This window comes from Thermospira aquatica (genome assembly GCF_023525255.1).
In the GTDB taxonomy this organism is placed as follows: Bacteria; Spirochaetota; Brevinematia; order Brevinematales; family Thermospiraceae; genus Thermospira; species Thermospira aquatica.
This window is the reverse complement of the sequence record NZ_CP073355.1, coordinates 1149732-1176357: the sequence shown is the minus strand read 5'-3', so window position 1 is coordinate 1176357 and position 26626 is coordinate 1149732. Positions and strand designations below refer to the sequence as shown.

General features: G+C 42.9%; 23 protein-coding genes. 6 read left to right on the top strand and 17 right to left on the bottom strand.

Annotated elements, in window-relative coordinates; genetic code table 11:
* Window positions 1-43: 43 nt before the first annotated feature.
* The 5 genes from KDW03_RS05570 to KDW03_RS05550 all read right to left on the bottom strand — a co-directional run bounded on the left by KDW03_RS05570 (window position 44) and on the right by KDW03_RS05550 (window position 5546).
* Entirely contained in the window at window positions 44-2416 is a 2373-nt protein-coding gene (locus KDW03_RS05570) for a heavy metal translocating P-type ATPase (RefSeq protein ID WP_271436401.1), read from the bottom strand.
* A 113-nt stretch (window positions 2417-2529) separates the two neighbouring features.
* A complete protein-coding gene (locus KDW03_RS05565) occupies window positions 2530-3048 on the bottom strand; it encodes an SHOCT domain-containing protein (RefSeq protein WP_271436400.1) in 519 nt (172 codons plus the stop codon).
* A 133-nt stretch (window positions 3049-3181) separates the two neighbouring features.
* Entirely contained in the window at window positions 3182-3430 is a 249-nt protein-coding gene (locus KDW03_RS05560) for a cation transporter (RefSeq protein WP_271436399.1), read from the bottom strand.
* Between the two features lie 10 nt (window positions 3431-3440).
* The gene (locus tag KDW03_RS05555) at window positions 3441-3728 is read right to left on the bottom strand and encodes a metal-sensing transcriptional repressor (protein ID WP_271436398.1); all 288 of its coding nucleotides are present in this window, start codon (window positions 3726-3728) and stop codon (window positions 3441-3443) included.
* A 48-nt stretch (window positions 3729-3776) separates the two neighbouring features.
* Complete coding sequence (locus KDW03_RS05550) at window positions 3777-5546, bottom strand: urease accessory protein UreH domain-containing protein (protein ID WP_271436397.1); 1770 nt, start codon at window positions 5544-5546, stop codon at window positions 3777-3779.
* An 879-nt stretch (window positions 5547-6425) separates the two neighbouring features.
* On the opposite strand from KDW03_RS05550, the gene flgG reads away from it, so the two are divergent.
* On the top strand, window positions 6426-7220 hold the full coding sequence (gene flgG, locus KDW03_RS05545; RefSeq protein WP_271436396.1) for a flagellar basal-body rod protein FlgG: 795 nt from the start codon (window positions 6426-6428) through the stop codon (window positions 7218-7220).
* A 66-nt stretch (window positions 7221-7286) separates the two neighbouring features.
* On the opposite strand, the gene rny is transcribed toward flgG, so the two are convergent.
* The 3 genes from rny to KDW03_RS05530 form a co-directional block, all read right to left on the bottom strand.
* Window positions 7287-8819 carry a ribonuclease Y gene (rny, locus tag KDW03_RS05540; RefSeq protein ID WP_271436395.1) on the bottom strand — a complete coding sequence of 511 codons (1533 nt, stop codon included), beginning with the start codon at window positions 8817-8819 and terminating at the stop codon, window positions 7287-7289.
* Between the two features lie 276 nt (window positions 8820-9095).
* Window positions 9096-9248, bottom strand: a complete 153-nt coding sequence (locus KDW03_RS05535; protein ID WP_271436394.1) for a hypothetical protein — start codon at window positions 9246-9248, stop codon at window positions 9096-9098.
* 110 nt (window positions 9249-9358) lie between these two features.
* Window positions 9359-10018 (bottom strand): GIN domain-containing protein, encoded by a 660-nt coding sequence (locus KDW03_RS05530; RefSeq protein ID WP_271436393.1) that lies wholly within the window; start codon window positions 10016-10018, stop codon window positions 9359-9361.
* A 276-nt stretch (window positions 10019-10294) separates the two neighbouring features.
* Here KDW03_RS05530 and KDW03_RS05525 point away from each other — a divergent pair, with 276 nt between their 5' ends.
* From KDW03_RS05525 to KDW03_RS05505, 5 genes are all read left to right on the top strand, one after another.
* The gene (locus KDW03_RS05525) at window positions 10295-11410 is read left to right on the top strand and encodes a UDP-N-acetylglucosamine--N-acetylmuramyl-(pentapeptide) pyrophosphoryl-undecaprenol N-acetylglucosamine transferase (RefSeq protein WP_271436392.1); all 1116 of its coding nucleotides are present in this window, start codon (window positions 10295-10297) and stop codon (window positions 11408-11410) included.
* Window positions 11391-12857, top strand: coding sequence for an aldehyde dehydrogenase family protein (locus KDW03_RS05520; protein ID WP_271436391.1), 1467 nt, complete (start codon window positions 11391-11393; stop codon window positions 12855-12857). Before KDW03_RS05525 ends, KDW03_RS05520 begins: the two co-directional genes overlap by 20 nt.
* Before the next feature lie 4 nt (window positions 12858-12861).
* A complete protein-coding gene (locus KDW03_RS05515) occupies window positions 12862-13548 on the top strand; it encodes an ABC transporter ATP-binding protein (protein WP_271436390.1) in 687 nt (228 codons plus the stop codon).
* Window positions 13545-14780 carry an ABC transporter permease family protein gene (locus tag KDW03_RS05510; protein WP_271436389.1) on the top strand — a complete coding sequence of 412 codons (1236 nt, stop codon included), beginning with the start codon at window positions 13545-13547 and terminating at the stop codon, window positions 14778-14780. Before KDW03_RS05515 ends, KDW03_RS05510 begins: the two co-directional genes overlap by 4 nt.
* A gap of 165 nt (window positions 14781-14945) precedes the next feature.
* Window positions 14946-17615, top strand: coding sequence for a LuxR C-terminal-related transcriptional regulator (locus KDW03_RS05505; RefSeq protein WP_271436388.1), 2670 nt, complete (start codon window positions 14946-14948; stop codon window positions 17613-17615).
* 70 nt (window positions 17616-17685) lie between these two features.
* On the opposite strand, the gene KDW03_RS05500 is transcribed toward KDW03_RS05505, so the two are convergent.
* From KDW03_RS05500 to KDW03_RS05460, 9 genes are all read right to left on the bottom strand, one after another.
* On the bottom strand, window positions 17686-19095 hold the full coding sequence (locus KDW03_RS05500) for an alpha-amylase domain-containing protein (protein ID WP_271436387.1): 1410 nt from the start codon (window positions 19093-19095) through the stop codon (window positions 17686-17688).
* A gap of 347 nt (window positions 19096-19442) precedes the next feature.
* Entirely contained in the window at window positions 19443-20153 is a 711-nt protein-coding gene (locus tag KDW03_RS05495) for a tetratricopeptide repeat protein (protein WP_271436386.1), read from the bottom strand.
* A 20-nt stretch (window positions 20154-20173) separates the two neighbouring features.
* Window positions 20174-20401: a transcriptional coactivator p15/PC4 family protein gene (locus KDW03_RS05490; RefSeq protein ID WP_271436385.1), complete on the bottom strand. Its 228-nt coding sequence runs from the start codon at window positions 20399-20401 to the stop codon at window positions 20174-20176.
* Between the two features lie 66 nt (window positions 20402-20467).
* On the bottom strand, window positions 20468-22747 hold the full coding sequence (locus KDW03_RS05485) for an adenylate/guanylate cyclase domain-containing protein (RefSeq protein ID WP_271436384.1): 2280 nt from the start codon (window positions 22745-22747) through the stop codon (window positions 20468-20470).
* Between the two features lie 9 nt (window positions 22748-22756).
* Window positions 22757-23332 (bottom strand): nitroreductase family protein, encoded by a 576-nt coding sequence (locus KDW03_RS05480; protein ID WP_271436383.1) that lies wholly within the window; start codon window positions 23330-23332, stop codon window positions 22757-22759.
* A gap of 8 nt (window positions 23333-23340) precedes the next feature.
* On the bottom strand, window positions 23341-24504 hold the full coding sequence (locus KDW03_RS05475; protein WP_271436382.1) for a hypothetical protein: 1164 nt from the start codon (window positions 24502-24504) through the stop codon (window positions 23341-23343).
* Between the two features lie 10 nt (window positions 24505-24514).
* Window positions 24515-25174, bottom strand: coding sequence for a FecR family protein (locus KDW03_RS05470; RefSeq protein ID WP_271436381.1), 660 nt, complete (start codon window positions 25172-25174; stop codon window positions 24515-24517).
* Window positions 25175-25183: 9 nt separating this feature from the next.
* A complete protein-coding gene (locus KDW03_RS05465) occupies window positions 25184-25582 on the bottom strand; it encodes a hypothetical protein (protein ID WP_271436380.1) in 399 nt (132 codons plus the stop codon).
* A 10-nt stretch (window positions 25583-25592) separates the two neighbouring features.
* Window positions 25593-26555 carry a hypothetical protein gene (locus tag KDW03_RS05460; RefSeq protein WP_271436379.1) on the bottom strand — a complete coding sequence of 321 codons (963 nt, stop codon included), beginning with the start codon at window positions 26553-26555 and terminating at the stop codon, window positions 25593-25595.
* Between the last annotated feature and the right edge of the window lie 71 nt (window positions 26556-26626).

The window sequence follows — 26626 nt, the reverse complement described above, 5'->3', positions numbered from 1 at the left end:
TCACATTTTTAATAAGCCTTCATGTTCAGTGAGACCAACACCATTATATTTTTATCCGCTTTAAAGTCAAAGAATTTACTACAACATTAATCGAGCTAAATGCCATAGCAAGTTCAGCAACTATTGGATGAAGTATTCCACTCATTGCGAGTGGAATGGCTATAATATTGTAGAAAAACGCCCAGAAAAGGTTTTGTCTAATTTTACCAAATGTCTTTGTAGATATCAAAAACGCCTTATATACTCCCATCAAACTTCCACTCACAAGGGTTATATCACTTGATTCGATAGCAATATCTGTCCCCGTTCCTATAGCTATCCCTACATCCGCTTGCTTTAAGGAAGGCGCATCGTTTATTCCATCACCAACCATCGCTACTATTTTACCATCTTTTTGAAGCTTTTTTACTATTTCAATCTTATCTTCTGGCAGAAGTTCAGAATAAACCTCATCAATACCAACACTTTTTGCAATATATTCAGCTGAAAGTTTGTTGTCCCCTGTTAGCATTACTATCTTTAAACCAAGGGCATGAAGCTTTCTTATAGCCTCAATAGAATCAATCTTTAAATCATCAGAGATTGCAAAAGCCCCCAACAAAATATCTTCCTCAGCAACTCCAACAATAGTTTTACCCTCATTGGCGAATTTTATAAGCTTTTCTCTATCCTGAAAGGAAATATTTACTTTTTTCTCTTCAAGAAAACTTATTTTCCCTGCTACAACCTTTTTGCCATTTATAATTCCAGAAACTCCTTTGCCAGCTAAGGCACTAAAGTTTTCAACTTTTAATTCACTTTTTGTAGGAATAAATTCAACTATTGCTTTAGCAAGCGGATGTTCTGACAGGCTTTCGAGTGCTAGCCCATAGTTAAAAAGTTTATCTTTATCAATGGCAAAATAGTCCGTAACTAGTGGTTTGCCTTTCGTTATGGTACCTGTCTTATCAAAAACTATCGTGTTCACATTTTTCATCTTTTCTATCGCTTCACCTTTGCGAATCAATATCCCATTTGTCGCGCCCATTCCCATTCCAACCATTAAGGCTGTCGGAGTAGCAAGCCCAAGAGCACATGGACAAGCTATAACAAGTGTTGCAATTCCACTAAACAAAGCCATCGACAATTGATCACTTCCTATCATTAGCCACGGGAAAACTGGTTTAACAAGCATTAAAAATCTCTCTCCAATTTCTGGAAAGAAAAACCAAAAAAGAAAGGTAGCTAAGGAAAGTAAGAGTATTCCTGGAACAAAGTAAGAAGTAATTTTATCCGCAAGCTCTTGAATTGGAACTTTGCTTCTCTGCGCCTCTTCTACCATCTTTATTACCTGTGCTAAAAATGTTTCACTACCGACCTTTTCTATTTTGACTTTTATTACTCCAGACTGATTAATGGTTGCACCTATTACTTTATCCCCTTCTTTTCTATCTACTGGTATGGATTCACCTGTAGCTATAGATTCATCTACAGTAGAAAAGCCTTGGAACATTACATCAGAAATCTTGAGTTCATTTACTGGAATATCAATAATTCCATTTTCAGTAACAAGATGAGCCTCCTTTGCTCCAAGTTGAATTAACTTCTTTATAGCCTCACTTGCTTTTCCAGTAGACAGTTGTTTTAAATAATTTCCAATCTGATTTATTGCCATTATCATTGCACCAATAACAGAGAAATCCTCTATCTGTAAACCAAAAATTTTTAATACTCCTGTTGAAAATGAGGCAATTGTACCTATCCCAATAAGAGAATCCATATTAAAAGAAAGGGATTTAAAGGCAAAAAATGTTGATCTTATTACAGGAAAACCAATTATAAAGATAACTATCCCGCTTATTACTAAATCCAAGTACATTCCTATCATCTCTGGTATAATTTCAATATGAAAAACCATTGAAAGTATCATTTTAATGGCTATTGGTAATGTAAAAAGCCAGACTAAGATGAGTCTTATCTTTTCTTTTTTAAGATAAATTAACTCTTTATCAACTTCTTCTATTTCTCTAAGCTCATATCCAACCTCTTTCACAACCTTATAAAATGTTTTCAATGGAATATCCCCTTCATATCTTACCTTAGCCTGTTTTGTACTTAGGCTCACCCATACATCAGTAACCCCATCAATCTTTCTCAATGCCTTTTCTACCCTTTTTTCACAACTTGTGCAACTCATTCCTTCAACATTGAAGATTATTTCTTTTTCCTCTTTGGGATAAGCATTATAACCAGTCTGTTTTACAATATCAATAGCCTTCTCTATATCTTTTTCATCCTTTAAAAAAATTTCAGCCTCTTTACTTGCAAAATCTACTTTTGCTTCAAGAATTATATCAGACTTTTTTAAAGCCTTTTCAATATTCAAAGCACAACTCGTACAACTCATACCTTCTATTTTAAGCTTTATGTTCTGCATAAGAACCTCCTCTCAACACTAATAAAACTAATAAATATATACACAAAACCATTTTTCCATAAAGTATAATCTCGGGTATAAACTCTTTACGTTAATAAGTTTCGCATCCCAGTTTATAAATCTTTTTTTATCCTATCAAACTCTTCTTTAGAAATCTCTCCTTTAGCATATCTTTCTTTAAGAATATCAAGCGGTGTTTTATTTGAAAAAACACTTGCTCTTCTCTCTCTCAAAATGAGATATACTATCACTCCTATTACGATCAAAAGCAAAATTATCATAAACCAACCTCCTAAACCATAATATCCAAATCCCATCCAGGGATAATTCCAGTGCATCCAACCCATAGGCCAACCTCCAAAAATATTTTCTCTTCCTCTATAAAAAGGTAAAAACATCATTCCAGGACCCATAAATGGAGAAATTCTTTCTCCTTTCAGATAAGCAATATAATTCGCCGCAATTGTAATATGCATATTCTTCAAACTTGTTGAACCTTCTCCTCCCATCATATTGTCCATATATTCATGCGTTGCTTCATCAGGGATATAAAGACTCATAACCGCATCCCCAAGCCTCTCAAGAGTAGAATCATCAATTTTGGCAATGTTAATATCCTTATTGTTGCTCACACTTTGTTCTGCCTTTATACTGTTAAGTATACTATCAATCTCTTTCTGTGGACTCTCGGAATACGAAAAAGATAAGCCAACCAAACTACAAAGAAAAATGTCAACACAATTAATCTTTTCATGTCTGACCTCCTTACTCCTTAAGTTCTTCCTCTAAAACATCTTCTTCTTTTTGTAAGCTTGCCTTGTATGAAGTATTCTCATTTATAGAACTTACAAGTTGTGCTGATTTTACATTCTCATCACAAATAATCTTTGCACTTCCCGGAACAAGCTCAACCTCAACATCCACAACACCCTCTACCTTCATCAAGGTGTTTTTGACAATATTCATACAGCCCTGACAGCTCATCCCTGAAATGTTTACATATACTCTCTTCATAAAAACCTCCCTATTTTAACATTCTTCTAATCGTTCTGGTTAATTCTTCAACCACCTCAACCTCACCTTCTTTAATCTGATCAAAGACACATGTCTTAATATGCCCAGAAAGTAACTTTTCTTGTACTCCTGCAAGAGCAGAACGAATGCCAGTAATTTGATTTAAAATATCATCACAGTATACGTTTTCTTCAATCATCTTTTTTATTCCTTTTACCTGTCCTTCAATCTTGTTAAGACGCTTAATTAAATCTTTTTTAAATTCTTCGGAATGATGGGCATTTCTACAATATTCCATAATAAATCCTCCCTTTTAATCCTTATTCTTCTCAATTCTTTCTAGACTTCATCCGCCACAACACCCACCTGCCCTTGGACTTCTGTAGTTTTCAAGCTCTTTTTGTATTTTTTGAATATCAACTTTTCTCAAATCTTCCACAACCTTTGCATACCCATTAAGCATACCCATCCAGCAAGTAAAAGTAAAATCTTCTGAAACATTTAACAAGGGTGTCTCCCATTGTCCCACACTCAAATCAAGCCTGCCTCTATACTCAGGGAAAATAACCACGTAGTTGCAACTTGTAAGCTTCTTTGGATTAAAGATTATCTTTGCTTGAATATTTTTCTGTAATACTATAACTGAAGGTGAATAACCATTTTCATCCACATTAATAACCACCTCTTGAAAACCATCTTTTATTTTAGCAATTCCAATACTGTCTAAAGGTAGTTTTCCACCAGAATATCGTCCGATATTTCCGCTCGCGCAACAACTTCCACCACCACCTATATTCTCTTCAACAACAATATCTGATTGATTTATATTGTTAACAACCTTTATAGTACTTGAAATCATTCCCATCCAGCAAGAATAATAGATATTTCCTTCATTTGTAGGAGTAAATTCAATAATATTCTCTCCTGGAATTAATCTTTTTTCTATACCGAGGGCTGGAATTACTATTGCATTGTTACAACTATTCAGGTTTTCCTCGCTCACCTTTATGATCCATTTCACTGGTTTTCCTTTTTCTACAACTATGGGTGGATATCTATTTGGCTCAATCTCAGTGATAACTGTCTGAAGATCACCATTCAACTTTGCAACACTATAATTTTTATCCTTTTCTTTAAACAATGGATTTCCAGTAAGTGCTAATCCATTTGAAAGCATAGAAATGCCTAAAAAAATTACAATAAGCCCACTTACTTTCATCATGTGATAGCCAACTTTCTTAGACAAAAAATTAACTAAAACCCCCAACCCAAGCATTAAAGGTAGTGTTCCAAGAGCAAAGAAAAACATCGATAAAGCACCAGTAAAGAAACTCCCACTACTCAAAGCATAAATCTGCATTCCCTGAAGTGGTCCACAAGGCATAAGTCCGTTCAAAATACCAACAAAAAAAGGATCAATGAGTTTTCCTTTTTTGTTCACCTTTGCATAAACCTGACTAAAAAATTTTGATAAAAAATTTCCTAAAGAAAATATCCCAAAAAGATTAAGTCCCATTGTAATCATAAATATCCCAGCAATGATAAAAATAAAACCCTTAGAAAAAGATGAAAGTGAAAAGAGTGTACCTATTCCACCAAAGATTCCACCAATTAATGTATAAGCAATTAGTCTGCCAATATTATACTTGAGAGAAGGGATAAAATTATTTTTATCTTTGTGTAAGCTCTGCGTTAAGTTTATTCCTCCGCACATTCCAACACAATGAAAAGATGTGAGTAAACCAACAACAAAAAGTATTCCATATCCCATTTCTTTCGTTATAACTGGAAGAAAATGTATTCCTAATTTATTTTGCAATATAAAAAAAACTAAAATTACGCCACTCGTTATGAAAATAGGTATAAAAGAAAAATTTAAATTTCCACTTTCATTCGTCAAAACACCTTCTACCTTATAACCGAGTTCATTGATTAAGCTTTTTATTCTTTCTAAATCAATCTTTTGTGGATTATAGCTTAGAATAACCATATTTTTATTTCTCTTCGCCTTAACATTATAAATCCCTTCTTCTTTAGAAAGTACCTCTTCTATTCTGATTTCACAGGCATTACAACTCATCCCCCTCACATTGAGTTTTACTTCTTTTTTTTCCATAAAAAACTCCTTGCATGGCATTAAAATTTTATATAGTATACCATCCTATGGTATATTTATTTTAATACATTTGATCTAAAAAGTCAAGTATAAATCAAAAATATTTTTAATATTTTTTTACTCTCTCCTATAAAAAAACAGAAAAAGCATTTTCAGAGGAGGGAAAACACGATAGGGAGCAAAAGCCTCTTATAAAATTATTCAAATCAATAGCTCCGGAAGTATAGGAAGGTATGTTAAACGAGAAAAGAAAGATTTATTTTTAGAAGAGAATTCTTGGACGAAAGGCGTGGCATACCACACAAGCGAGTTCCATGACAGCATTTGACAAGCTGACTGGCACAACGACTTCTCAAAACAAGAGAGAACACAATCAAAAAACTAATAAGCAGTATCTCAAAGAAAAATATTGGGTAAACGTTTAACCTGAAGGCTCGAATGGATGCTTTTTTTTGCAGTACCGAGCAAAAAACTGTCATAAGGTAATAGCTCGCTCAAAACCAAAAGCAAACAAAATCTTCCGTCTAAACTTTCAAAAAAATTAGAACTGTTACACAGTACCAGCTTTTGGAAAAGCTTTTCTTTGACACTTAACTCCCCAACTTTTTCGTAAAAATCTTTACATACTTTATCCAGATGATCCCCTTTTAAAGCTTCAAAAAGCCTTTTCCTTTGACTTTCCAGGGCAAGAAAAACCTTACAACATTTCCCTTCTATCCCTCTTTTCGCGATCCCTTCAATACTTCTCATCAGAGCCTTGCACCACTTTCCCGCGCATGAACGGGTAAACACGCGATAAAGCCCCAAACCAACCTCTTTTTTCTTAAACCTTTTCAAAATTCGCCGATACATAAGTAAAAACAAAGAAGGAGAGGGGATATGATGCGTTCACTCTGGACAGCTGCCTCCGGGATGATTGGAGAGCAGTTTCATATCGATACCATTGCCAACAACCTGGCAAACATCAATACCACAGGTTTTAAGAAAACTCGAGCGGAGTTTGAAGACCTTCTCTACCAGACGATTCGTCTCGCGGGAACGCCCTCCTCGGAGATTTCCCAATATCCGACAGGAATTCAGGTGGGACTGGGTGTTCGTCCAGCCGCTACCCAGAAATTCTACACGCAGGGGAGCCTCCAGAATACTGGCAACAAACTGGATATCGCCATTGAAGGTGAGGGGTTTCTTGGGGTAATTCTGCCAGATGGAACTCAGGCTTATACAAGAGATGGTACCCTTAAATTAGACAGTAATGGAGAGATTGTCACCTCCCAGGGATATCGATTAAATCCACCCATTGTCCTACCGGATGAATTTGAGATTCAGAGTCTTACTATCTCCAAGGATGGTCTGGTCACGGTGAAGGTTGCAGGCGAAGATGAAGATATCGAAGTAGGAAGAATTCTCCTCTACCGTTTTATTAACCCTGCTGGTCTTACCAATATCGGAGAAAACTATGTCAAGGAAAGCCCTGCGTCAGGACCGGCTGTTGAAGGGATACCTTCCCTCGCTGGCTATGGAAAAATCCACCAGGGTTTTCTCGAAATGTCAAATGTCAATGCCGTACAGGAAATGGTGGACATGATTGTGGCTCAGCGCGCGTATGAATTCAACTCTCGAGCTATTCAAACGAGTGATTCCATGCTTGGAACAGCGAATAGTCTGAAACGATAATCCCTTCCCCCTTATAAATAAAAAAGGCTACCCAAAAGGGTAGCCTTTTTTTTACACCTTGAAAGACTAACGCGCATACTCGATAATTCGGGTTTCTCGAATAAGGGTTATCTTAATCTGACCAGGATACTTCATCTCGTTTTCGATCTTTTTGGCTATATCACGAGCCATGATAGAGGCTTTCTGATCATCCACTTTGTCACTTGCGACAAATATGCGTACTTCACGACCTGCCTGAATGGCATACGCCTTTTCCACACCCTCAAACGAGGTTGCTATTCCTTCAAGAGTCTGGAGACGCTTGATATAGTTTTCAAATGATTCTCGTCTGGCACCTGGTCGGGAAGCCGAAATAGCATCCGCAGCACTTACAATGGCACTCGTGAGATATTTTGCTTCAACCTCGCCATGGTGTGCCGCTATAGCATTGACCACTTCATCAGGAAGCCCATACTTGCTCGCCACATCAGCACCAACCGTGGCATGAACACCCTCACCCAGGGTTTTGATTCCCTTGCCGATATCGTGAAGAAGCCCCGCCATCTTGGCATATTCAACATTGACACGGAGCTCACCGGCTATCATTCCAGCAATGTTGGCCACCTCAATTACATGATCATACACGTTTTGCCCATAACTGGTTCGATACTTGAGTCTCCCAATATACGGGTACAGCTCTCTCGGAAGGATGATCTTAAGATCGATACACGCCTGTTTTCCAGCATCCACAATGTTTTGTTCCATTTCTTTGGTGATCTTTTGGATAACCTCTTCGATACGGGCAGGATGAATTCGACCATCCTGCATCAGAACCTCCAGAGCACGTTTAGCTACCTCTCGTCTGTACGGATCAAACGAGGAAATAACCACTACCTCTGGAGTATCATCGATAATGAGATCTACCCCTGCGATCGCCTCAAACGACCGGATATTTCTTCCCTCTCTTCCGATGATACGACCTTTCATCTCATCGTTCGGCAAGGTGATGGTTGAGATCGCTTTTTCTGCCGTTACTTCAGCAGCATTGCGCTGGATAGCGGAGAGAATGATCTCACGAGCGCGGCTCTCAGCTTGATCTTTGGCTTCATCCTCCATCTTCTTGATCATGGTAATGGAGTCTTTCTTAGCCTCTTCAAGCATCTCATTGATCAGCATCTGTTTGGCCTGTTCGGCGGTCATCTGAGCAATCCGCTCAAGCTCTTTTAGATGCTTCTCATGAGCCTGTTGCAGCTCCTCTGCCTTCTGTTTGAGAAGTCGTCTCTCCTGTTCAAGCTCCTGCTCCTTCTTGTCCAGCGTTTCCATACGCTTGTCAAGAAGGTCTTCCTTCTGCATAAGGCGGCGCTGGTTCTGTTGTAACTCAACACTCCGCTCACGGAACTCCTTCTCTAACTGTCTCCGCTCTTCCAGAAGCTTATCCTTTGCTTCTAGAAGCATCTCTCTCTTCTTTGTCTCGGCTTCCCGCAGGGCCGCTTCAAGAATCTGGCTGACCCGTTTTTCAGCCGATTTGAGTTGAAATTGTGCCCACAGCCAACGCAGGAAAAAACCAACACCTATACCAATCAGAGAGGGGATGAGCACACCGAGTATTTTTGTTAGCATATCTATCCCCTTTTCTCTTTTTTGGTGTATAAATTGTACAATGAAAATTATTAATTGTCAAGCAACTGAGCTTTTTCCAAAATAATCTTTTCGACACGGTGTGCCCTGCTTACGTTTCCACCATGAGAAGCCTTTTTCTCTTGAAATCCCAAAGAGTTGTTAGCTTTCTACCTCCCCTCTATCTCCTTTATCCCCACATTGCTCACCCAGTGAGAAATCGCCCCCACAGCCTCCTCCCAGTTCGTATACCTCCCCATCGCTTCGAGGGTATGGAGACTAGTTCCCTGCTCCCAACACAGGCTGGTACGACACCGAAACATCACTCGAGGGGCTTCGCACCCAGCTTCTCGGTTCCTCAACCTCCTCACCAAACATCACCATCGCCCACCCCATACCCAATACCATGAGAACTTTTCTCAATTCCTTCATCATCCTCTCCTTACCACCAAAATCTTTTAAAAGATGCTTCTCACCAACGCCTTAGACTTAAAAAATCCCCCCCACCCATGGTGGGGGGAGGAAAAACTTTGAGAGTCTTTTTACTCCCCAACTCGACGAATACTCACACTACCGGAAATATCCTGCGATACCGTAGGATTCCCATAGTAGTCCACGGCACCGGACCCGGAAACATTCACCCCCAGCTGGTCGGTAACCCGAACGGTAGCATCAACAGACCCCGAGACTTCAAGTGTCAACGTGCGGTTTGTGAGCTCAGGGGTAGTGATAGAAATACTCCCCGACACATCATAGAGCGTGGTATCGATTTTGCCGGAGAGAGTAACATCTGCCGCCCCGGAAACCTCAAGGGTAAAGCTGTCTTTCACCAGATTAGTCCCACTCCAGGAGAGTGCTCCCGCAATCGCAAATTTGTTTATGGTAGCGAGGGAGGTTTTTATTTTTATCCCGTCAGTGGGCTTCAGCTCATACCCCTCTTTGTAAAAAATCTCCATGGTACTCCCACTCTTTTTCACGGTGAGATACTCAAAGAGATTATCATCCGTGGTGATCAAAAGCACATTTTCTCCCAGTTCGGGAACATACTCGAGCTCATATCCTCCACTGAGATCAATCGCGGTCACCCCTGAGCTATCATACTCTTTCGAGGTAAGAATACCGGACCCCCTCACCTCTGTTTTGAAAAGACCGCAGCCTGTCAAGATGAACAGAACCACACCAAAAACAACCATTCTTTTCATATGTATCCTCATTATTTCGAAATTTTTCTGACGTTTCTCTAGAAATATACCCCTCATTTGAAGATTTTTCAAGTAGGGATGCTACTTTTTTTGTTTTTTCTCTCGGCTGGGAGCTAGTTCGCCGGGCCAAAAAAGCGTGGGACAAAAACTCCCAGAGACACCCTCTCGCAAAGCACTTTTCCTTTGGAAAAAGAAAGAGCCCCGCTTTAGTCTTTTGCTTGCTTTTTTATTTTCCTTTCCTTAAGATAACATCCATAAAAGGGGAGGAGAAAAACATTGAAACTTCTCATTAGCGGTGGAAAAACAGGTGGACACCTCATACCAGGGATTGCTGTCTATGAGGAAGCCAAAAGAAGAGGACATACCGTCACCTATTTCTTGGGTCCCAATGACGAACGTTTCAGTATCACTTCCCGCATTGCTCCATCAGACAGATACATCGTCCCCATAGGTTCACTTTCTCGAAAACTCTCCTGGAAAACCCCCCTGTGGATAGCAAAAATCTTACGGGCTTTTTTTGTCACCGTGGGAGAAGTCGCAAAACAAAAACCCAATGCCATCATCATCACGGGGGGATACATTTCCAACCCTATCGCTCTCTCTGCCCTCATTCTCAGGATCCCCCTCTACATTCTCGAGCAAAATACCGTTGCAGGCATTACCAACCGCATGTTCGCCCCTTTTGCGAAGAGAGTGTACACATCTTTTCCCCATACAGAAAAAATTCCCACCAAAAAAGCCCTTTTCACGGGAAATCCGACCATATTTTCTCGCCCTCTTCCAAAAAAAGAAGCTCGAGAATTTTTTCATCTCCCCCAGACCGGTCTCTGTCTGGGCATAGTGGGAGGGAGTCAGGGAGCCCATCGTCTCAATATCGCCATTGAACGTGTCCTTGACTTTCTTCATGCTAAAAACACCGCTGTAATATGGAGCGTTGGTGGAGCCCACTATCAGAGGATGCAAGCCGCCGGAACAATCGAAAGGATAGAAAAGAATTACCCACTCGTGCGAGTTTTTTCGTTTATTGAAAGAATGGATGCCTTTTGGGGAGCATGTGACGGGGTGATTGCCCGAAGTGGAGCTACCACCATCACCGAGGTGATTGCCGCCTCATGCCCCGCTCTCTTTATCCCGATTTACAAATCACCCGATGACCATCAGAAAAAAAATGCCCTTTACCTTGTGGAGCAAGGGTGTGCCATGCTTTTAGAAGAGGTTGAGCTTGAAAAACTCCAAACAACCCTTGACACCTTTCTCTCTTCCCTCCCTGAACGACATCAGGCTTTTGAAACAATAAAAGAAATTCACCAACAATTCCCGGAGAAACGTATCCTTGATGATATTGAGAGAAATTTTATCAAAGGAGGAAGCTATGATTCCCCTCTGGAGTGAAGTAGCCCAGGAGAAAGACGGCATCCCTCATTTTCATCTTCTCATTGACGGATGCTGGCGGTGTCTTTCCTCAGGTGAATCGCAGGATGTGATAAATCCTGCCACCGGTGAGGTAATCGGGCGTGTTCCTCTTGCTAACAACCAGGACGCGGAAAACGCCATCCAGGCAGCCTATCGCTTTTTTGAGAAGCTTTCGTTTGATCCCCTTGAGAGACTGGAAATCATGAAAAAGGCCGCAGAAATACTCGCCTCTGTCAGAGAAGACATGGCAAAAACCATCGTCCTCGAATCGGGGAAACCCATTTCCGTGGCATTTTCTGAAGTAGATGCCACCATAGAGCGCCTTCGCCTGGTAGAGGAAGAGGTACGAGTCCTCTACGGGGAATACCTCCCTGGAGAATGGGTTCACGACACGAAGGGAAAATTTGCTATTGTCAAACGTCGCCCTCTCGGGGTGGTGGCAGCCATTGCTCCCTTCAACTATCCTCTTTTTATCGGTGCTGCCAAGATTATACCTGCCCTTCTTGCCGGTAACACCGTTGTGGTAAAACCAGCAAGTGACACCCCCATTTCTCTCATCCTTTTCGTTCGAATTTTAGAAAAAGCGGGCATCCCTCAAGGGGCTATCCACATTCTTACCGGCAGTGGCAAGGAGATTGGCGACACCCTTGTGACCCATCCCCTTGTCAAGGCTATAAGTTTTACCGGTTCTACCCAGGTAGGAGAATACATAGCCTCTCGCGCTGGCATGAAACGCCTCCATCTCGAACTTGGAGGCAAAGCAGCCGCTCTCGTGTTTGCTGACGCGGATATTCAGAAAACCGCAAGCCTCCTCTGCAAAGGGGCTTTCCGAAACTCAGGCCAGCGCTGTGATGCGGTGAGTCGTGTCCTGGTAGAGGAAAGCATCGCCCCACAACTCATCGAAGCCCTCGTTGAAGAATCCAAAAACTACTCCTGCGGAGATCCCATGGATCCTAAAACCCCCATGGGAACGGTGATCAACGAGGCTGCAGCGACAAGACTTGATGGACTTCTTGCCGACGCCAGAGAAAAACAGGCTCGTTTCCTCGTAGAGAAAAAAAGAAACAACCTCTTTTACCCTCCCCATATTGTCGAAATCTCAACAGACTGCCGCCTCGCGTGGGAGGAAATTTTTGGTCCCATTCTTCCTATTATAAGGGTCAAAAACGAAGAAGAGGCCATTCGTCTTGCCAATGCTTCAGAGTACGGACTGGATAGTTGTGTATTCACCCAGGACATCACCAGAGCCTTTCGCGTTGCGGAAGCCCTCCATGATGGAAGTGTCACCATCAATGCCATTCCTGCTCACGGGGTAGGTCACTTCCCCTTTGGAGGAAACAAGCGTTCGGGCATAGGTCGGGAGGGTATCAAGTACAGTATTGATGAGCTTACCGAACTCCATACCATCATCGTGAATCTAGGATAGCCCCATGAACCAAAAAGAGCCATTCCTCTCCCTCAAAGGTATCAGCAAAAGCTTTCCCATCGCAGGAAAACGAATCCCCATCCTCAAAGACATTTCTTTTGATGTTTTTAAGGAAGAGTGGATTGGACTCATGGGACCTTCAGGGAGTGGTAAAACAACCCTTCTGTCCATTATTGCCGGCCTTATTCGACCTGACAGAGGAAAAATCCTCTGGAAGGGAAAACACCTCCCCTACTTTTTTGATATCTATCCTGCCTACCTACGAAACAGGCATATAGGGGTTATCTTTCAAGACTTTCGTCTTGTTGAAAGTGAAACCGTGTGGGAAAACCTCATTCTTCCCCTCCGTATCCGGGGATGGTATGGCAAAAACCAACTCGACTACGCCCAGTGGCTTCTCAAAAAGGTGGGACTTGAAACCCACAAACACCATCGGGCAGGTCTCCTCTCCGGTGGTCAAAAACAACGCCTCTCGCTTGCAAGAGCCTTCGTCATTCAACCCCTTCTCGTTCTGGCCGATGAACCTTTTGCCAACCTCGATGAAAAAACCTCAGAGGAGCTACTCGAACTTCTTGAGATACTTTTTAAAGAGCAACCTTTCTCCATGATTCTCGTCCACCACAAGAAAAAGCTCGCAAAAAAATGTCATAAAACCTACCATCTTCACGAGGGGAGGCTCGAACTGTTATGAAAAAACTGATGCTCTTCTGGCGAGAATGCCTGGCAAACCCTCTGCTTCATCTCCTTTTTCTTTTTACGCTCGTTGTTACCCTCTGGTTTAGCATGGGGTTTCTCACCATAGAAAAAACTCTTTTCTCCTATCTTGAAAAACAGTTTATCACCAAACTCCCCCCGCAGACTATTCGTATTACTCCAAAAGCCGTCAAAACCACTTCCCTTTTTGGTATTCAGCTCCAGCGTCCCCAGGGCAGTTACATTGACGATACCATCCTCAAAAAAATCCAAACCCTCAGTGGTGTCAAAAAGGTCTATCCCTTCCTTGCTTCACAGATACCGATGGAAGTTCAGATTTCTCTTTTTGGGATGGGCTACAAAAGCGATGTCGTAGCCATCGGCGTACCCTGGGAATTCATCCAGAATGAGATACCTCAACGTTACCGCTCCCGGTGGAGAAAATGGAAAGAGGGTGAAACCGTCATTGCCCTTCTCCCCGCTCTTCTGTTAGACATGTACAACCAGACACTGGCAAAACCAAACCAGCTTCCCCTTATCACGGAAGATTTCGCCCGTGGTCAGAAAATGAAAATCGTCTTCGGAAAATCCAGCCTCAAAAGTATGGAGACACCCGTTGTGATTGATGGAGAACTTGCCGGCTTCAGCCGAAAAATAGGCGAAATAGCTCTTATCCTCCCCTATGCTGTGGTTGAACACTACAACCTTCACTTCGAAAAAACAAAACCAGAATACAGTTATGTCCTTGTGGAAGCACAAAATCATGAAAGCCTCCTTTCTCTCACCAGAGCAATCGCCAAACTCAAGCTCAATGTCTCTTCACAGACAGAAATGTCACAGGAAATTCTTACGATGCAAAATCATCTCAAAACCGTGTTTCGTCTCCTTCAAGGACTCATATGGGGTCTCTGTAGTATCGCTATAGGACTCGCTGCCTTTCTCTCAAGTTTTAGACGCCAGTCCTACTACCATCTCCTCAGGGTCCTGGGAGAAAGCCGACTCTTTTTACTCGCCATGATTGGGGCTAAATACATTCTTCTTGCTCTTTTTGCCGTTGTTGTTTCTCGATGGTCTTTCCACCTCATGCTCGAGAAAGCCACCTCTCTTCTCGGAACCCTTCCTATTCAAGTCATAGATAAGCCTGATACGCTCTTTTTCTGGACAGCTATCGGGGTAGGCATCCTCCCTTCCATAAGCTTATTTTCTAGCCGACCCATGAAACAGCTCTAACCCTACCTGGAAAAAGAATCTTTCTTGACAATCTTTTCATCTAAAGCTACAATATAGACGATGAAGAAAAGTTGGCTTTTTCTCCTTTTATTCCTCTTGTGGAAAACTGCTTGTGCTGTCCAAATTACCACCTCCCTCATAGCAGCGGGGAGTGATTTTTCTCTCATGATACGCGAAACACCTGCACTAAAGCTTTCGAAACCCTTCTTTTTTAGTGGCTGGATGGGGAAAAATCATTGGATACAAGTTGAGGTCCATGGACTCTCTTCAAATACCCAATACGTTCTCTTTAATGGCACAAAATGGTCTCCTATTCAAAGGGCTTTTCTTTACGATGAAAACGGCTTAATCACCCCTCTGGAGTTAAAATCCAGCCCCAATTTCTTCATCATACCCTCCGGCAAAAACTCTTCTGTCTTTCTTCTTGAAATAAAAGGTCATCCTCTGATCATTACTCCAAAAATTATGGAAATGGAAAATTTCATCTCGCAACAAATTATTATTTTCACGTTTGCAGGAATAATCGGTGGGATTGTTCTTGCCCTTCTCGTCTGGTATTTTTTATGGGCTGTTCGTACTCAAAACCTCAAACGTCTCTGGAAAGCTATAAATTTTGTTCTTCTTGCTATTCTCACCGCTTTGATCATTTCTCCGGGAGAACATTCTATTCCCCTGTTGCTCTCGATCATGGCTGTTTTTGGAGTATCATGGACACTCTACCAGCTTCTCACCCACCAGGAACTTCACCGACCAGATATGATAGCGCTTCATAGCATTCTCATATTCCTCCTATTTACCATGGTTATAGTAGGATGGAGAAATGATTCTCTCGGTTTTTTTCTTTTCGGTATTTCTCTTCATTTTCAGCTCATTCTTCTTATTTTTTATCACCAGGCATCGACTCATCGAAATTTTCTTCCCTGGCATGTCTTTTTTGCTCTCACAGGCATAGGCTTTTTCTGGGAGATGATGGGACTCTGGACACCGTTTTCCCCTATCTTCCCCTGGCTTATGGCGATTGGACTTCTCGCTTATCTTGCACGAGAATGCTGGGAATTCGCTCAGGAAATCTACTTTGATAGGTCACTCTATCAGTTTTATCAAAATACAAACCGTCTCCTTAAAAGCCACCTCGCCCAGAGTAATAAAAAACTTCAAGAAACAGTCCACAAGCTGCAAAAGGAAACAGCTCAGAAATCAGAGCTTGCCAGGCTATATGAAAATCAACAACGGCAATACCAGGAGCTTGTTGACAATCTTTCAGACTGGATATGGGAGATGGATGCTCGCCTGAAAATAACCTACACTTCTCCAAGAATTGAGAGTTTTTTCAATCTTTCAGCTGATAATGTTCTCCATAAGCCTATCGAATATATTGTGGGAAAAGAAGCCACTCTCTATTTTAAACAAGCCCTTAACCAGAGTAAAGGGATGCTTTCCGGTCATCTCCTCGCCATATCTCGCGAAAAAAAATCTCTTCTCCTCGAGGTAGCCACCACCCCCCTTATACGGAACAATCAGATAGAAGGTTATCGATGTATTGCGAGGGATGTTTCTCAACTTGTTGCCATGCGAAACGACCTTTCTTCCTACCAACAGAGTATACAGATCCTTTTCAACGAAACACCGTTTCCTATGGCCATCCTCAATCTACAAACGTTAGAATTCTCCAACTGGAACAGTCAATTTGAGAAGCTTATCCCTTTTCATGAAGGACTTTTCTCTGAATTCCTTGAAAAAGTCGATGCAGCCTACTCCAAAGACCTCTATTTTCTTTTGAAACAACAAGAAAACCAGCAAGAGGTAAGTTTCTGTTCATTTTCTGTACCTCTTCGACAAGCACAAAACATCGTCTGGTTTACACTTCAGTGTTACAGGGTTATTGTTAAAAATACTCCTTATGCTGTTATGTATCTCATACCCTTCCAAGAAGCTTCTTTTACTTCACCATGGGTATGGCTTGAGTCCTCGCCCCTCCCTGTGCTTCTCGTTGAAAGAAGCGGCAAGATTATCCTGAAAAATACGGTAGCATCCCAACAACCATTTCATCCTTCTCTTCCCCTTCCCATCAAACAAAATTCTCTTCTCACTCTCGAAACAGGAGAAAGGATTGCTATTATTAGCTATGATAGCTTCCTTTCCATTGTCATCGGTCTGGGAAAGGAAAATACCGAAACGTACAAACGTTTTTACCAGATTTTGACAGGTTTTCCTATTCCCTGGGTGGTTGTCAACCACGAAGGAAATGTCCTTGAATGGCATCCTAAAATCTTTGATGTGTTCCGATTCCAGGCTCATCAAAGTATATTTTTATCCCAGATGATCAAAGAGAGCGGCCTGGTACGTCATCTTTTATTTCCATCTCCAACACCCTTTAAATTTAAAAAAGTACAAGCCTACTTTCATAACAAAAAAGACGAAGTCTTTGAAAAAGAGGTACTCCTTTTCTTTTTAAATAATGAGGCTATGCTCTTTTTCTTTGACGTGCAAGCTTCACAACAAGAGAAAGAATCTCTCTGGCTTTTCCTCCAGAGACTTTCGGTTTTTTCTCATTCCTTAAAAGAGTTCTTTGCAGAACTTCAAGAGCTGGAAACAAAACCTCCTGTCCTCCAGATCCGGGAAGCTTCCCCTTCCGTCGATCTCTCAGCCCTCACAGAGACAGAAAAAAGGGTTTTTACCCTGATCGTCGACGGAAAATCCAATGCAGAGATTGCTCAGCACCTTGCAATCACTGAAGAAACAGTTAAAGGTCACATCAAGCGCATATTCAAAAAGCTCGGAGTACAAAAGCGTTACCAGCTTATTCAGCGTTTTCATGGAAAATTACTGCCTTAGGAAGACAAAAAAAGCTTTTAAAAAAAAGGCTGTCCGGTAATCCGGACAGCCTTTTACATGCATCCTTTTATTATAGTCCGTTAACCGAGTAGACTGCATACCCACGCGGTGCAGCCCATACCTCTACCCAACCATTGCCATCGCAATACTTATTCTGAGGTGCCACATTTTGTCCACTTACCGTTGAGGACCAGGCATAAGCTTTGAGGGTCTTGTTCTTAAGATAGCTGTTGCCTGTCCGGACCCATGCACCCTTCCACTGGGATGGATGGTCATTGATCACGACAATATACCCTGGACTTGAGGTAGAGTACCCCTTGCTTCCGTAGATGATCACATCTCCATCGTTACTCTTGAGGATTTCGATCTGAGGACCTCCACCACCGAGCTTTTCTCGGCACCATACGAGCTGTTTGATACCATTTCCCCAACCACTGCCAGCACCACCACCAGTAGCCAACCCATAGTTGTAGTAGTCTTTCCACCAGATACAGGGATACCCTTGATAGGTGAGAATGAACGCATACGCCATCATCTTGTCTCTGTAAATCTCATCAGTGTCATGGTTTCCAACAAAGGTCACGGCACGCCATGGATTCTTGGCAGCAAAACTCTTACTATAGTCAAACACATTGGGCAGATAGCCACCACCTGAGCTATTGTTACAGATATCTTTGAGCGTATAGTAGAGAGCAAAGTCAAATACGGACGAGTTAGCGGCATTGGCCCACCAATCAAGTGTCGAAGTATTGGCATCCCAATACTCACCCACACTAAACGTAGGACTTGTTGCTGCGTTGAGATTCTTCACAATAGTGGGGGAGAATCCCTTGACATAATCCCATCGCCAGCTCTTGAAACCAGCATTTGCGGTACTCTTGAGCCAGTTCATCCACGTTTTGATGTCATTGTACACCGTCGAGTTGTCGTGACACACATCAGGGAACCCACCAAATGAGCCAGAATCATACCAATGAATATTATTGGGATGGAATGCCCAGTACCGCCATTTTGCCTTTCCACTTGCCACATTACGAAAATCTGTCCAGGTGTTTCCACCGGTATAGGGGTTGTACTCACTGGCACCACCGGAGCGATGGTTGATCACGATATCAGCCATACAATCAATGCCATAGCTACGGTACCGCGCAATAGCCGCCTTGAGTTCTGCCTGGGAACCAAAGCGCGTTTCTGTGGTGCCGTCCTGATAGTATTGGCCCAGGTCATAGTAATCATGGGGATCATATCCCATAGAATAGCCACCACCCTGAGCTTTGGATACAGGAGGAAACCAGATGCGGTTAATACCGTACTTTGTACCACTCCCTACCATATATCGAAGCCCATAGGCTTTACTCTTCATGGTATTGTACCAGTTACCACCTGCCGGGACATCCCAGTAGAAACCCTGCATCATCACGCCAGCAAACATCGAGCTTCCTACCAGAAGCCCCACCATCAAAAACCCTAACCGTTTCATACAGACCTCCTTAATTATGTCAATTTTCATAAAAAATATGCAATATTCATGCCAAAGGTTCTCTTTTAAAGAAAAAACAAAAATTACATAGAAATTTTCTTTTCCGTATTGAAAATAAAAAGAAAAACTGAAAAAAAACAGAAATCGGTTACAGAATTATTTCTGCACAATTTTGCATAGTCAGTGTGCAATATTGTGCAGAAATACAGGGGTGAATACGTGCGAACAATCATTTTCGAAAAAGAAAAAACAAAACAATACTCTCTCTCCATAAAAAACCAGCCCCTGAGAGAAGGGGCTGGAAAAAGGAAAAATGGTTTTTGAAGGATGAGAAAAAGAGAAAATTCTCAGAGTTTTTTCTTCAACTCTTGAAGCAGTCGGATTTCCTTATCCTCAGTAATTTTATTTCCTTCATCATAGGGAAGACTGAGTCCCTTTTCAATTATTTTGGTTGCCTCATCCCTTCGCCCCTGTTCAAGAAGAAGCTCAGCATAAAACCTGTAGGCTGTTCGGTTCTTGGGATTAAGGACGAGGACCTGTTTGTAATCTGCTTCGGCTCTTTGTTTGTCTCCGACACTGATACCAGCAGGAGCACGGTGGTAGACCCTCCCCCGAAGATTGTAAAAAGCCCCATCATCCCAGTTGGGATTCACCGCCATGCCTCTCGCCACAGCATTCATGATCGGCTTTACCGCACCAAGGCTTTGCATGATACCATTCACCTCACCCCACGAACCAAGACACACCCCAAGCCAGTACCATCCCTCAGGAGATTGAGGATTCAGCTGGGTGGCCTTTTCGGCAGCTTCTTTTCCCTCAGTGAAGATGATCTTCCGGGTATTCTTATCCTTCACGAAGTTCTCCGCGTAGTGGTACGCTGCTCTTGCAAACTTCCACGCCACCTCGTACGAAGAGGGGTTCTGCTGAAACTGAACCTTGAGACTCTCGTAAGCTTTTTTTGCCCCTTCCAGGGAATTTCTTTCACCCCAGTAATCTTTAACAGCGGCAAACAAAAGAGAACACACCAAAATCCCTGCACCAATCAACAATCTTTTCATAAAGCCTCCTCTCTCGCTTTTCATGAAAGTTCTTTGAGAATGTGATCTTTTTCCCTGGTGAGAATATCCAGAACAGCTTCAAATTGCTCGGCACTGAGGGCAATACCTTTTTTTGTGGGTTTAAGTTCACCGTCGTCATCAAAATACTTACGAATGTCCAGATACTTCTGTCCATTAAATTCAGAGACGGTGATCTTAATATTCCCTTTTTTTACTTCGCCAATGGAGATAATCTGTTCTTCTGCCATAGGAAATCCTCCTTTTTTTCTCTCTTTTATTGTAGGCAAACTTTTTTGTTTGTCAAGAGCCAGGGCTTATTTTGATTTTAACACATAAACCCCATTCCAATCATCAGGGGGAGGATTTTTTATAAACTCTTCGCAACGTTCGAGATAGGTTGCTGAAGGAGGATCCTGATAGGTCTCCCACAGATACCGGAATACACGGAGAGCTTCCCCCCACTGTTTTTTCTCGTAAAGGTGGAATCCCTCCTGGAAACGAGCCAGGACATCTTCCTTCTCAGCGGACACTTTCCCCACTCGTTCAACGAGTTCGTACACACCGATGGGCTGCGTTTTTCCCTTTACCCGAATGAGATCAAGCTTTCGACAGACGAAATGTTCTTTTACCATTTCGTAGCTAGATTCAGACATCATCGTATACGTGCCATAAAACTTGTTTGCCCCCTCAAGACGGGAAGCAAGATTCACCGTATCCCCCATCATCGTATAGTTCATCCGCTGGCTCGATCCCATATTCCCTACCACCGCTGGTCCTGAATTCATCCCTATACGGGTTTTGATAAGAGGATACCCTCTTTCCACCCATTCAATAGCGAGAAGGGAGAGTTTGAGTTGAATTTCAAGAGCAGCCATGGCACAACGATAGGCATGATCTTGCTGAGTCACCGGTGCCCCAAAAAAGGCCACAATAGCATCCCCCTCAAACTTGTCTACCGTTCCCCCGTACTTAAGAAGTACATCCGTGGCAGCCGTGAGATACTCATTGAGAAGCGAAACCACCTCTGTCGGTGAGAGTTTTTCCGAGATAGAGGTAAATCCCTCCACATCCGAGAAAAAAGCTGTAATCTCGCGCTGTTCTCCCCCGAGTTGAAGCTGAGAAGGATCTTCTAGAAGCTGTTTAATCACCACCGGAGAAAGATAATAGGAAAACGCCTGTTTGATAAATTGCTTCTGTTTATCAAAAACAACAAACTTATACACCACATAAAAAACTGAAACAAGAATCCAGAGAACAACAAAAAACAACGCATGAACATGGCGGTTCCATAGCATCATACTGATGACCATCCAGCCGAGTAAAATTCCCCAGCTTGTCCCTATGATGGCCACCTCTTGAAGAGCGCTTCTGGCAAATTGACTAAAAAATACCAAAAGCACAAGAAGAACAAAAACAAGGATGCCATCCCACCACCAGTCGGCAAAATACAAAAAATTCTCCATCATAATCGTGTTCATCAAATGAACCTGTAACATCACACGAGGGGCAGAAGGATCCCCGGGAATAGCACCAACATCTGTAGTAGCAGAAGCCGTATACCCTATTACCGCCACTTTGTCCTTGAGATTTTTAAGAAGATTTTCGTATCTGTTGAGTTCTTCTCTGGCTTTACGACGGTCAGAGAGAGAAACATCTGGATCATTCTCGAGTGTCTGAACATAGTCCTGCCACTCACGGTATTCGAGAAGCGTTGTCAGTGAAACCATGTTTGTCCAGGGTTGGGTTTTCCACCCACCAAGCCAGTGCACCAGCATCTCTCCATAACGATTCACCGGGATACGATGGGTTTTCCCTCCTGTGGGCAAAACGAGAAAACCATTTTCATGATAAATGGCAGATTTGTCTACCGCGAGGGCATCCAGAACATAAGCAAAACTCAACTGGGGGACGTACCGACCATGAAAATGTCGAAGAAGCGCCACCTGACGAAGCACCCCATCCGCCGACTCATCACTCGTCGTATCGCCAAGTCCTCCTGCATACACATAGAGAGGAAACACAGGAAACTCCATCCGTTTCTCATCAAAAAAGTCTGCCATCCCATTCGTATTGTGAATTTCAAGAAAAAAACGTTCATAGACCATCTGGAGTTCAGCATTCTCCTCTGTCCAGAGGGTTCTTGGTTTGTCACTTTCACTTACGCCCCGACAGGCAAGATAAACAGGAGCTCCCTCCAGAGCAAGAGCCTCTCCAAAACGGGTATCCTGATTCACAACAACCTTTTCAACATTTTTCTCCCCCTGATTGTAGCGTTCTCCATCTACCCAGAGAGGAGCAGGATCGATAAACTCAGAGTCAATAATCACCGCCGAAACACCATATTCTTTCAATACCTCGATAGCCCTGGCTATGGTGAGCCGTGGCACAGGATACACACCCACCCTGTCAATCGTGGCATCATCAATATTCACATAAACAAAAAGATTCGTTGCATCCCGTTTGAAAGAAAATGTCCCAAGCCCATCCTGAAGCTTCATCTCAAGAACATGACCCATCGGTGTCAGGGTAACAAAAAGAGCCAGCAACACGCACCCCGCGAGTATCCCTGTTTCCATCAGCCAGGATTTTTTCATACCAACTCCTCAGAGTGTTTTTATCCAGAGCTCGGAGAGTGCACGTTTTGGTACGTAATGGGTACCCTTTTCATCCCGATAGTACTCTATACTACCCGTCACAGGAACAATTTTTATCTTTTCTTTTGGTTTACCAAGAGCCACAACCAGTCCTACACCAAAGTGATCATCGACCTCGAGAAGGTTTTTTATTTTCTCGGGATCAAAACTTCCTATCACACATCCGCCATAGCCATCTGCTCGAGCAAGAAGAAGAAGTGTTTGAGCAGCAATCCCTATATCTATCGCAGGAAGAGAAGGAGACAACCTTGTATCGTACCCTATAACCACATACAGCGTAGGGCGTTCTCCCTGTTGAGGAGTACCCTTACCCTTGAGGTAAGCCGCCCATCCAAGAAGAGGGAAGAACCTCTCTCTTGCCTCAAAAGAACGTACCACCACATAGCGGAGAGGCTGGAGATTCCTCGCCGATGGGATATATCGGAGAGCCTCCAGCCATTTCCTTTGCTTTTTCTCAGGGATTTCCACACGTTCATCAAAACGACGAAAACTTCGACTGCTTTTTACCAGTTCCTGTATGTGCATATATTCTCCTAGAGAGTCATAGCGATGCCTGTCGCAATCTGATACAGGGGCTTGTCTTTCATAACAGCAAAAGCATCTCCTTTAAAAAATACTCCTCCTTTCAGAAAAAGGGTAAAGTTTGGATCAAACCTATACACGGTTTCCAGTCCAAGCTCATGCCCGAGAAACGCCCCTGAGCCATAGAGAGGAGCAAGAACAAGATCCTTTGTCTCCATCCGCCAGAGTAAACCATCAACCACAGAAACCAAAAGCCTCTCATGGAACCCACGCCACGTGAGACGAATTTGTCCCATGGAAAGGTTGGCCACAGGATGAAGCAGTACCACCGGACCCTCCACACTTCCAAGACCAGTAAATCGGTTCCATCCCCCGGAATCATTTTCACCCGAAGCCCCAAGCCAGCGTATACTCCCCTGGAGAGGGAAATCTCTCTTCCCCACAAAAAGCTGAATTTCTCCAGCCCAAGCAGAAACAGGATCGGATCGTTCACTGTTGGTGAGCGCTATCTCTCCCATCTCATACCATCCCCGACCCTGATAACTGAAAAAACTCCCAATATTTCCCTGAAGACTGCTGGAAATCACCCAGAGAGTTGTTCGGTTATTGGTTCTCAGATCAACACTTCCTGCCACCCCAACTCTCACAAAAGAAAAAAACCACAAAGGAAAACTCACCAGTACCCCACCCTCAAGACGTTCATTGGTTTTCGAACTGTAGGTGCGATTGGTTTGTACAAATTCAGTCCACCCACGATATGAAAGAACCGTTTCTCCCCTCCATCCCTTCAGGGCAAGCAGAAACCCCAGCCCATCACCAGGCTTTTCAAACAATTTCCCCTCATCAAGGGAAAAACGTTCTCTTCCCAAAGTAACGCTCCACGAGAGATTCTCCTCGCTATACTCATTCCCACTATGCCATGAGAGACGCTTCAGTTCCCAGAGATTGGTCATGTTGGTACCTGCTATTAGCGTATCACGAAAAACCGTATCAGCATAGTGAAAACGAGAGAGAAAAACCCTTCCTCGAACATCAAAGGTGTATATTCCATAGCCATAGAGAGTATTCTCACTGGTATTCATGATAACATACGAGGGTATCGCCACAATTCCTATATCACCATACCAGCTATACATATTTACCGCCAAAAAAAGTAAGAAAACTACTCGTTTCATACGCTTTCCCCTAGAGTTTCTGAGGATCGGAAAGCATATTGGCTATGTCTTCTGGTGACAAACCCTCACCAAGAAGCTCATCTACCCTGTCTCGCATTCTTTTCATAGTATCTTTTTCTCCAACCTCATCCAGAATACCTACAGCATTCTGGATCTTGACCACTTTATCCCAGATATTCCCCCTCTGAGAAACACCAAGGTCCTGATCCTGCAAAAGCTGGCGTCCAAGTGCCTCAACATGTCCTGAAATCACAAACACCCTCATACCACTCACGGCATCATACGAAACCATCTCTTCTGTCCCTCTCACAGATGCCGTTCCCTTGGGAGTCTGAACCCGAAACTCTGCCTTCCCCTGAGGGGGTTTGGTGTATTTTACTCCCACAGAACCATTCTGGAGCGTGATATCTGCGCGACTATCCTGACCATCAATGTTTTCATTATAGGTGATAAGGGTCATCGGTTGAATGGTCACCCTGCCTGAGGGTGCCAGAATCTCTGCCTGAGATTTCACCCCTGTCATAATCTTTGTCCCTGAGGGGATTTTATCTCCCTTTTTGATAGCAACCCAGGCTTTATTGAGAAAAGCCTTGACATCACCCTGAACAGACACTACTTCTCCTCCATACAAGAAACACGGAAGCATCAAAAAGAATATAAGTTTTTTCATACTTTCCTCCTACTGAACCTTTGAGATAATACCCACCATTTCCGCTCCACTGAGAGGAGTGGAACACACCACATTCTCGTCGACAAGTCCCTCATAATGAAGCGCTATCACGGCGTATCGATCCCAACCTGCGAGTCGGTACAACAAGCCCCCCTTCACCTTCCCGCTTTTGATAAGCACCTGGGCAAGTCTCCCTGCTGTGAGTACAGCATCCTCTTTTAGCCCTCGATATTTCTCCCATGAGATTTTATCTTTTTCAAGAGAGGGATTGTCCAGTGATTCCACCAGCCAGACAGCATCTCCCACGCTCACTCTCTCCATCTCAAGCCAGCTAGCTATCTGGGTCGCATCCAGGGCCCAAAACCAACCCACAATCCCTATAAACAAAAGAACAAAGATTCTTTTCATCGTTTCCTCCTCACGGTAGCTTGGAGCGGATATCTCGTGGCATGAGCTTATCCCACGTCAGATACCGGAATCGATAGAGATCTCCTACGGGAAAGGTAAAGTTCTTCCCCTCTTCCTGCCAGGAAAAGTAGATCTGATAGCCTCCCTGAGCATCGACAAAGGGAGAGTTTACCCCAACAAGCGTCGAGGAGAGGATCCAGTTCGAACTAAGATTCGTGGTATTCCCTTTTATGGTTATCACCACCTGCTGAAAAACAAAAGGCGGTCCTGTCTGGTCTTTTTCTTTCACCATCAAAAGCGCAAAATTACTTTCGCCATTGCCAATCACCCCCACTCCTCCCATCGGCGTCGAGAAAAACTGGACAATATCATAACCCAAAATAATAGAAGTCTCCTGAAAGTCCCATCCTCCCGTGGTAGAAAACACCTCTACACGTCGCCAGCTCTCACCACTATTATACACTGCCCATGTTTCCCATGCCGAGCCGTTCCATACCATGAGAGGAGAAAGATCAAAAGAAAATCCGAAAATTTGAGCAAGACCAAAATCAGGAGTAAGCTCATAAAAAGCCGGAGAATAAGATCGTAAATAAATGATAGGCACCCGTTCATTTCCCTTTCTCCCATCAAAAATCGCAAAGATGCTGGATAATAAGTTATTAGTTATTACCGAGGGTTTTTTGAAGTTTCCCTCATCATCCATTTCTGCAGCATAGAGGGTACAAGGACCGGAAAAATTTCCCCGGATGTAAAAGAGATACGTCTTGTTCCAGGGAGTACGGTATACCTGGGGATACCATTCATTGGTATCTGGCAAACTAAGAGTATACGAGGATCCTTTTGCTACGGTAAGAGACTGAACATTGGTCATCAGGGAAACATAATCTATACTTTCTGATGAAGGATCCTCTACTACAAACCCACACCCAATGAGAAAAAATATCCACCATCCCAAAAAAAATTTTCTCACCATATCGCCCTCCTTATGGTTTTTTCTTTTTTATCATCCTACACCCTGAACGTAGAGATCCTTAATAGAATACG

Excerpts from the sequence above, each read along its gene's own strand:
- KDW03_RS05490 (WP_271436385.1), bottom strand. The coding sequence starts at position 20,401 with ATGGCAGAAGAACAGATTATCTCCATTGGCGAAGTAAAAAAAGGGAAT.
- rny (WP_271436395.1), bottom strand. The coding sequence starts at position 8,819 with ATGCTAACAAAAATACTCGGTGTGCTCATCCCCTCTCTGATTGGTATA.
- KDW03_RS05480 (WP_271436383.1), bottom strand. The coding sequence starts at position 23,332 with ATGCACATACAGGAACTGGTAAAAAGCAGTCGAAGTTTTCGTCGTTTT.
- KDW03_RS05470 (WP_271436381.1), bottom strand. The coding sequence starts at position 25,174 with ATGAAAAAACTTATATTCTTTTTGATGCTTCCGTGTTTCTTGTATGGA.
- KDW03_RS05475 (WP_271436382.1), bottom strand. The coding sequence starts at position 24,504 with ATGAAACGAGTAGTTTTCTTACTTTTTTTGGCGGTAAATATGTATAGC.
- KDW03_RS05550 (WP_271436397.1), bottom strand. The coding sequence starts at position 5,546 with ATGGAAAAAAAAGAAGTAAAACTCAATGTGAGGGGGATGAGTTGTAAT.
- KDW03_RS05495 (WP_271436386.1), bottom strand. The coding sequence starts at position 20,153 with ATGAAAAGATTGTTGATTGGTGCAGGGATTTTGGTGTGTTCTCTTTTG.
- KDW03_RS05510 (WP_271436389.1), top strand. The coding sequence starts at position 13,545 with ATGAAAAAACTGATGCTCTTCTGGCGAGAATGCCTGGCAAACCCTCTG.
- KDW03_RS05555 (WP_271436398.1), bottom strand. The coding sequence starts at position 3,728 with ATGGAATATTGTAGAAATGCCCATCATTCCGAAGAATTTAAAAAAGAT.
- KDW03_RS05560 (WP_271436399.1), bottom strand. The coding sequence starts at position 3,430 with ATGAAGAGAGTATATGTAAACATTTCAGGGATGAGCTGTCAGGGCTGT.
- KDW03_RS05500 (WP_271436387.1), bottom strand. The coding sequence starts at position 19,095 with ATGAAACGGTTAGGGTTTTTGATGGTGGGGCTTCTGGTAGGAAGCTCG.
- KDW03_RS05505 (WP_271436388.1), top strand. The coding sequence starts at position 14,946 with ATGATACGCGAAACACCTGCACTAAAGCTTTCGAAACCCTTCTTTTTT.
- KDW03_RS05515 (WP_271436390.1), top strand. The coding sequence starts at position 12,862 with ATGAACCAAAAAGAGCCATTCCTCTCCCTCAAAGGTATCAGCAAAAGC.
- KDW03_RS05535 (WP_271436394.1), bottom strand. The coding sequence starts at position 9,248 with ATGAAGGAATTGAGAAAAGTTCTCATGGTATTGGGTATGGGGTGGGCG.
- KDW03_RS05570 (WP_271436401.1), bottom strand. The coding sequence starts at position 2,416 with ATGCAGAACATAAAGCTTAAAATAGAAGGTATGAGTTGTACGAGTTGT.
- KDW03_RS05485 (WP_271436384.1), bottom strand. The coding sequence starts at position 22,747 with ATGAAAAAATCCTGGCTGATGGAAACAGGGATACTCGCGGGGTGCGTG.
- KDW03_RS05520 (WP_271436391.1), top strand. The coding sequence starts at position 11,391 with ATGATTCCCCTCTGGAGTGAAGTAGCCCAGGAGAAAGACGGCATCCCT.
- KDW03_RS05465 (WP_271436380.1), bottom strand. The coding sequence starts at position 25,582 with ATGAAAAGAATCTTTGTTCTTTTGTTTATAGGGATTGTGGGTTGGTTT.
- KDW03_RS05530 (WP_271436393.1), bottom strand. The coding sequence starts at position 10,018 with ATGAAAAGAATGGTTGTTTTTGGTGTGGTTCTGTTCATCTTGACAGGC.
- KDW03_RS05460 (WP_271436379.1), bottom strand. The coding sequence starts at position 26,555 with ATGGTGAGAAAATTTTTTTTGGGATGGTGGATATTTTTTCTCATTGGG.
- flgG (WP_271436396.1), top strand. The coding sequence starts at position 6,426 with ATGATGCGTTCACTCTGGACAGCTGCCTCCGGGATGATTGGAGAGCAG.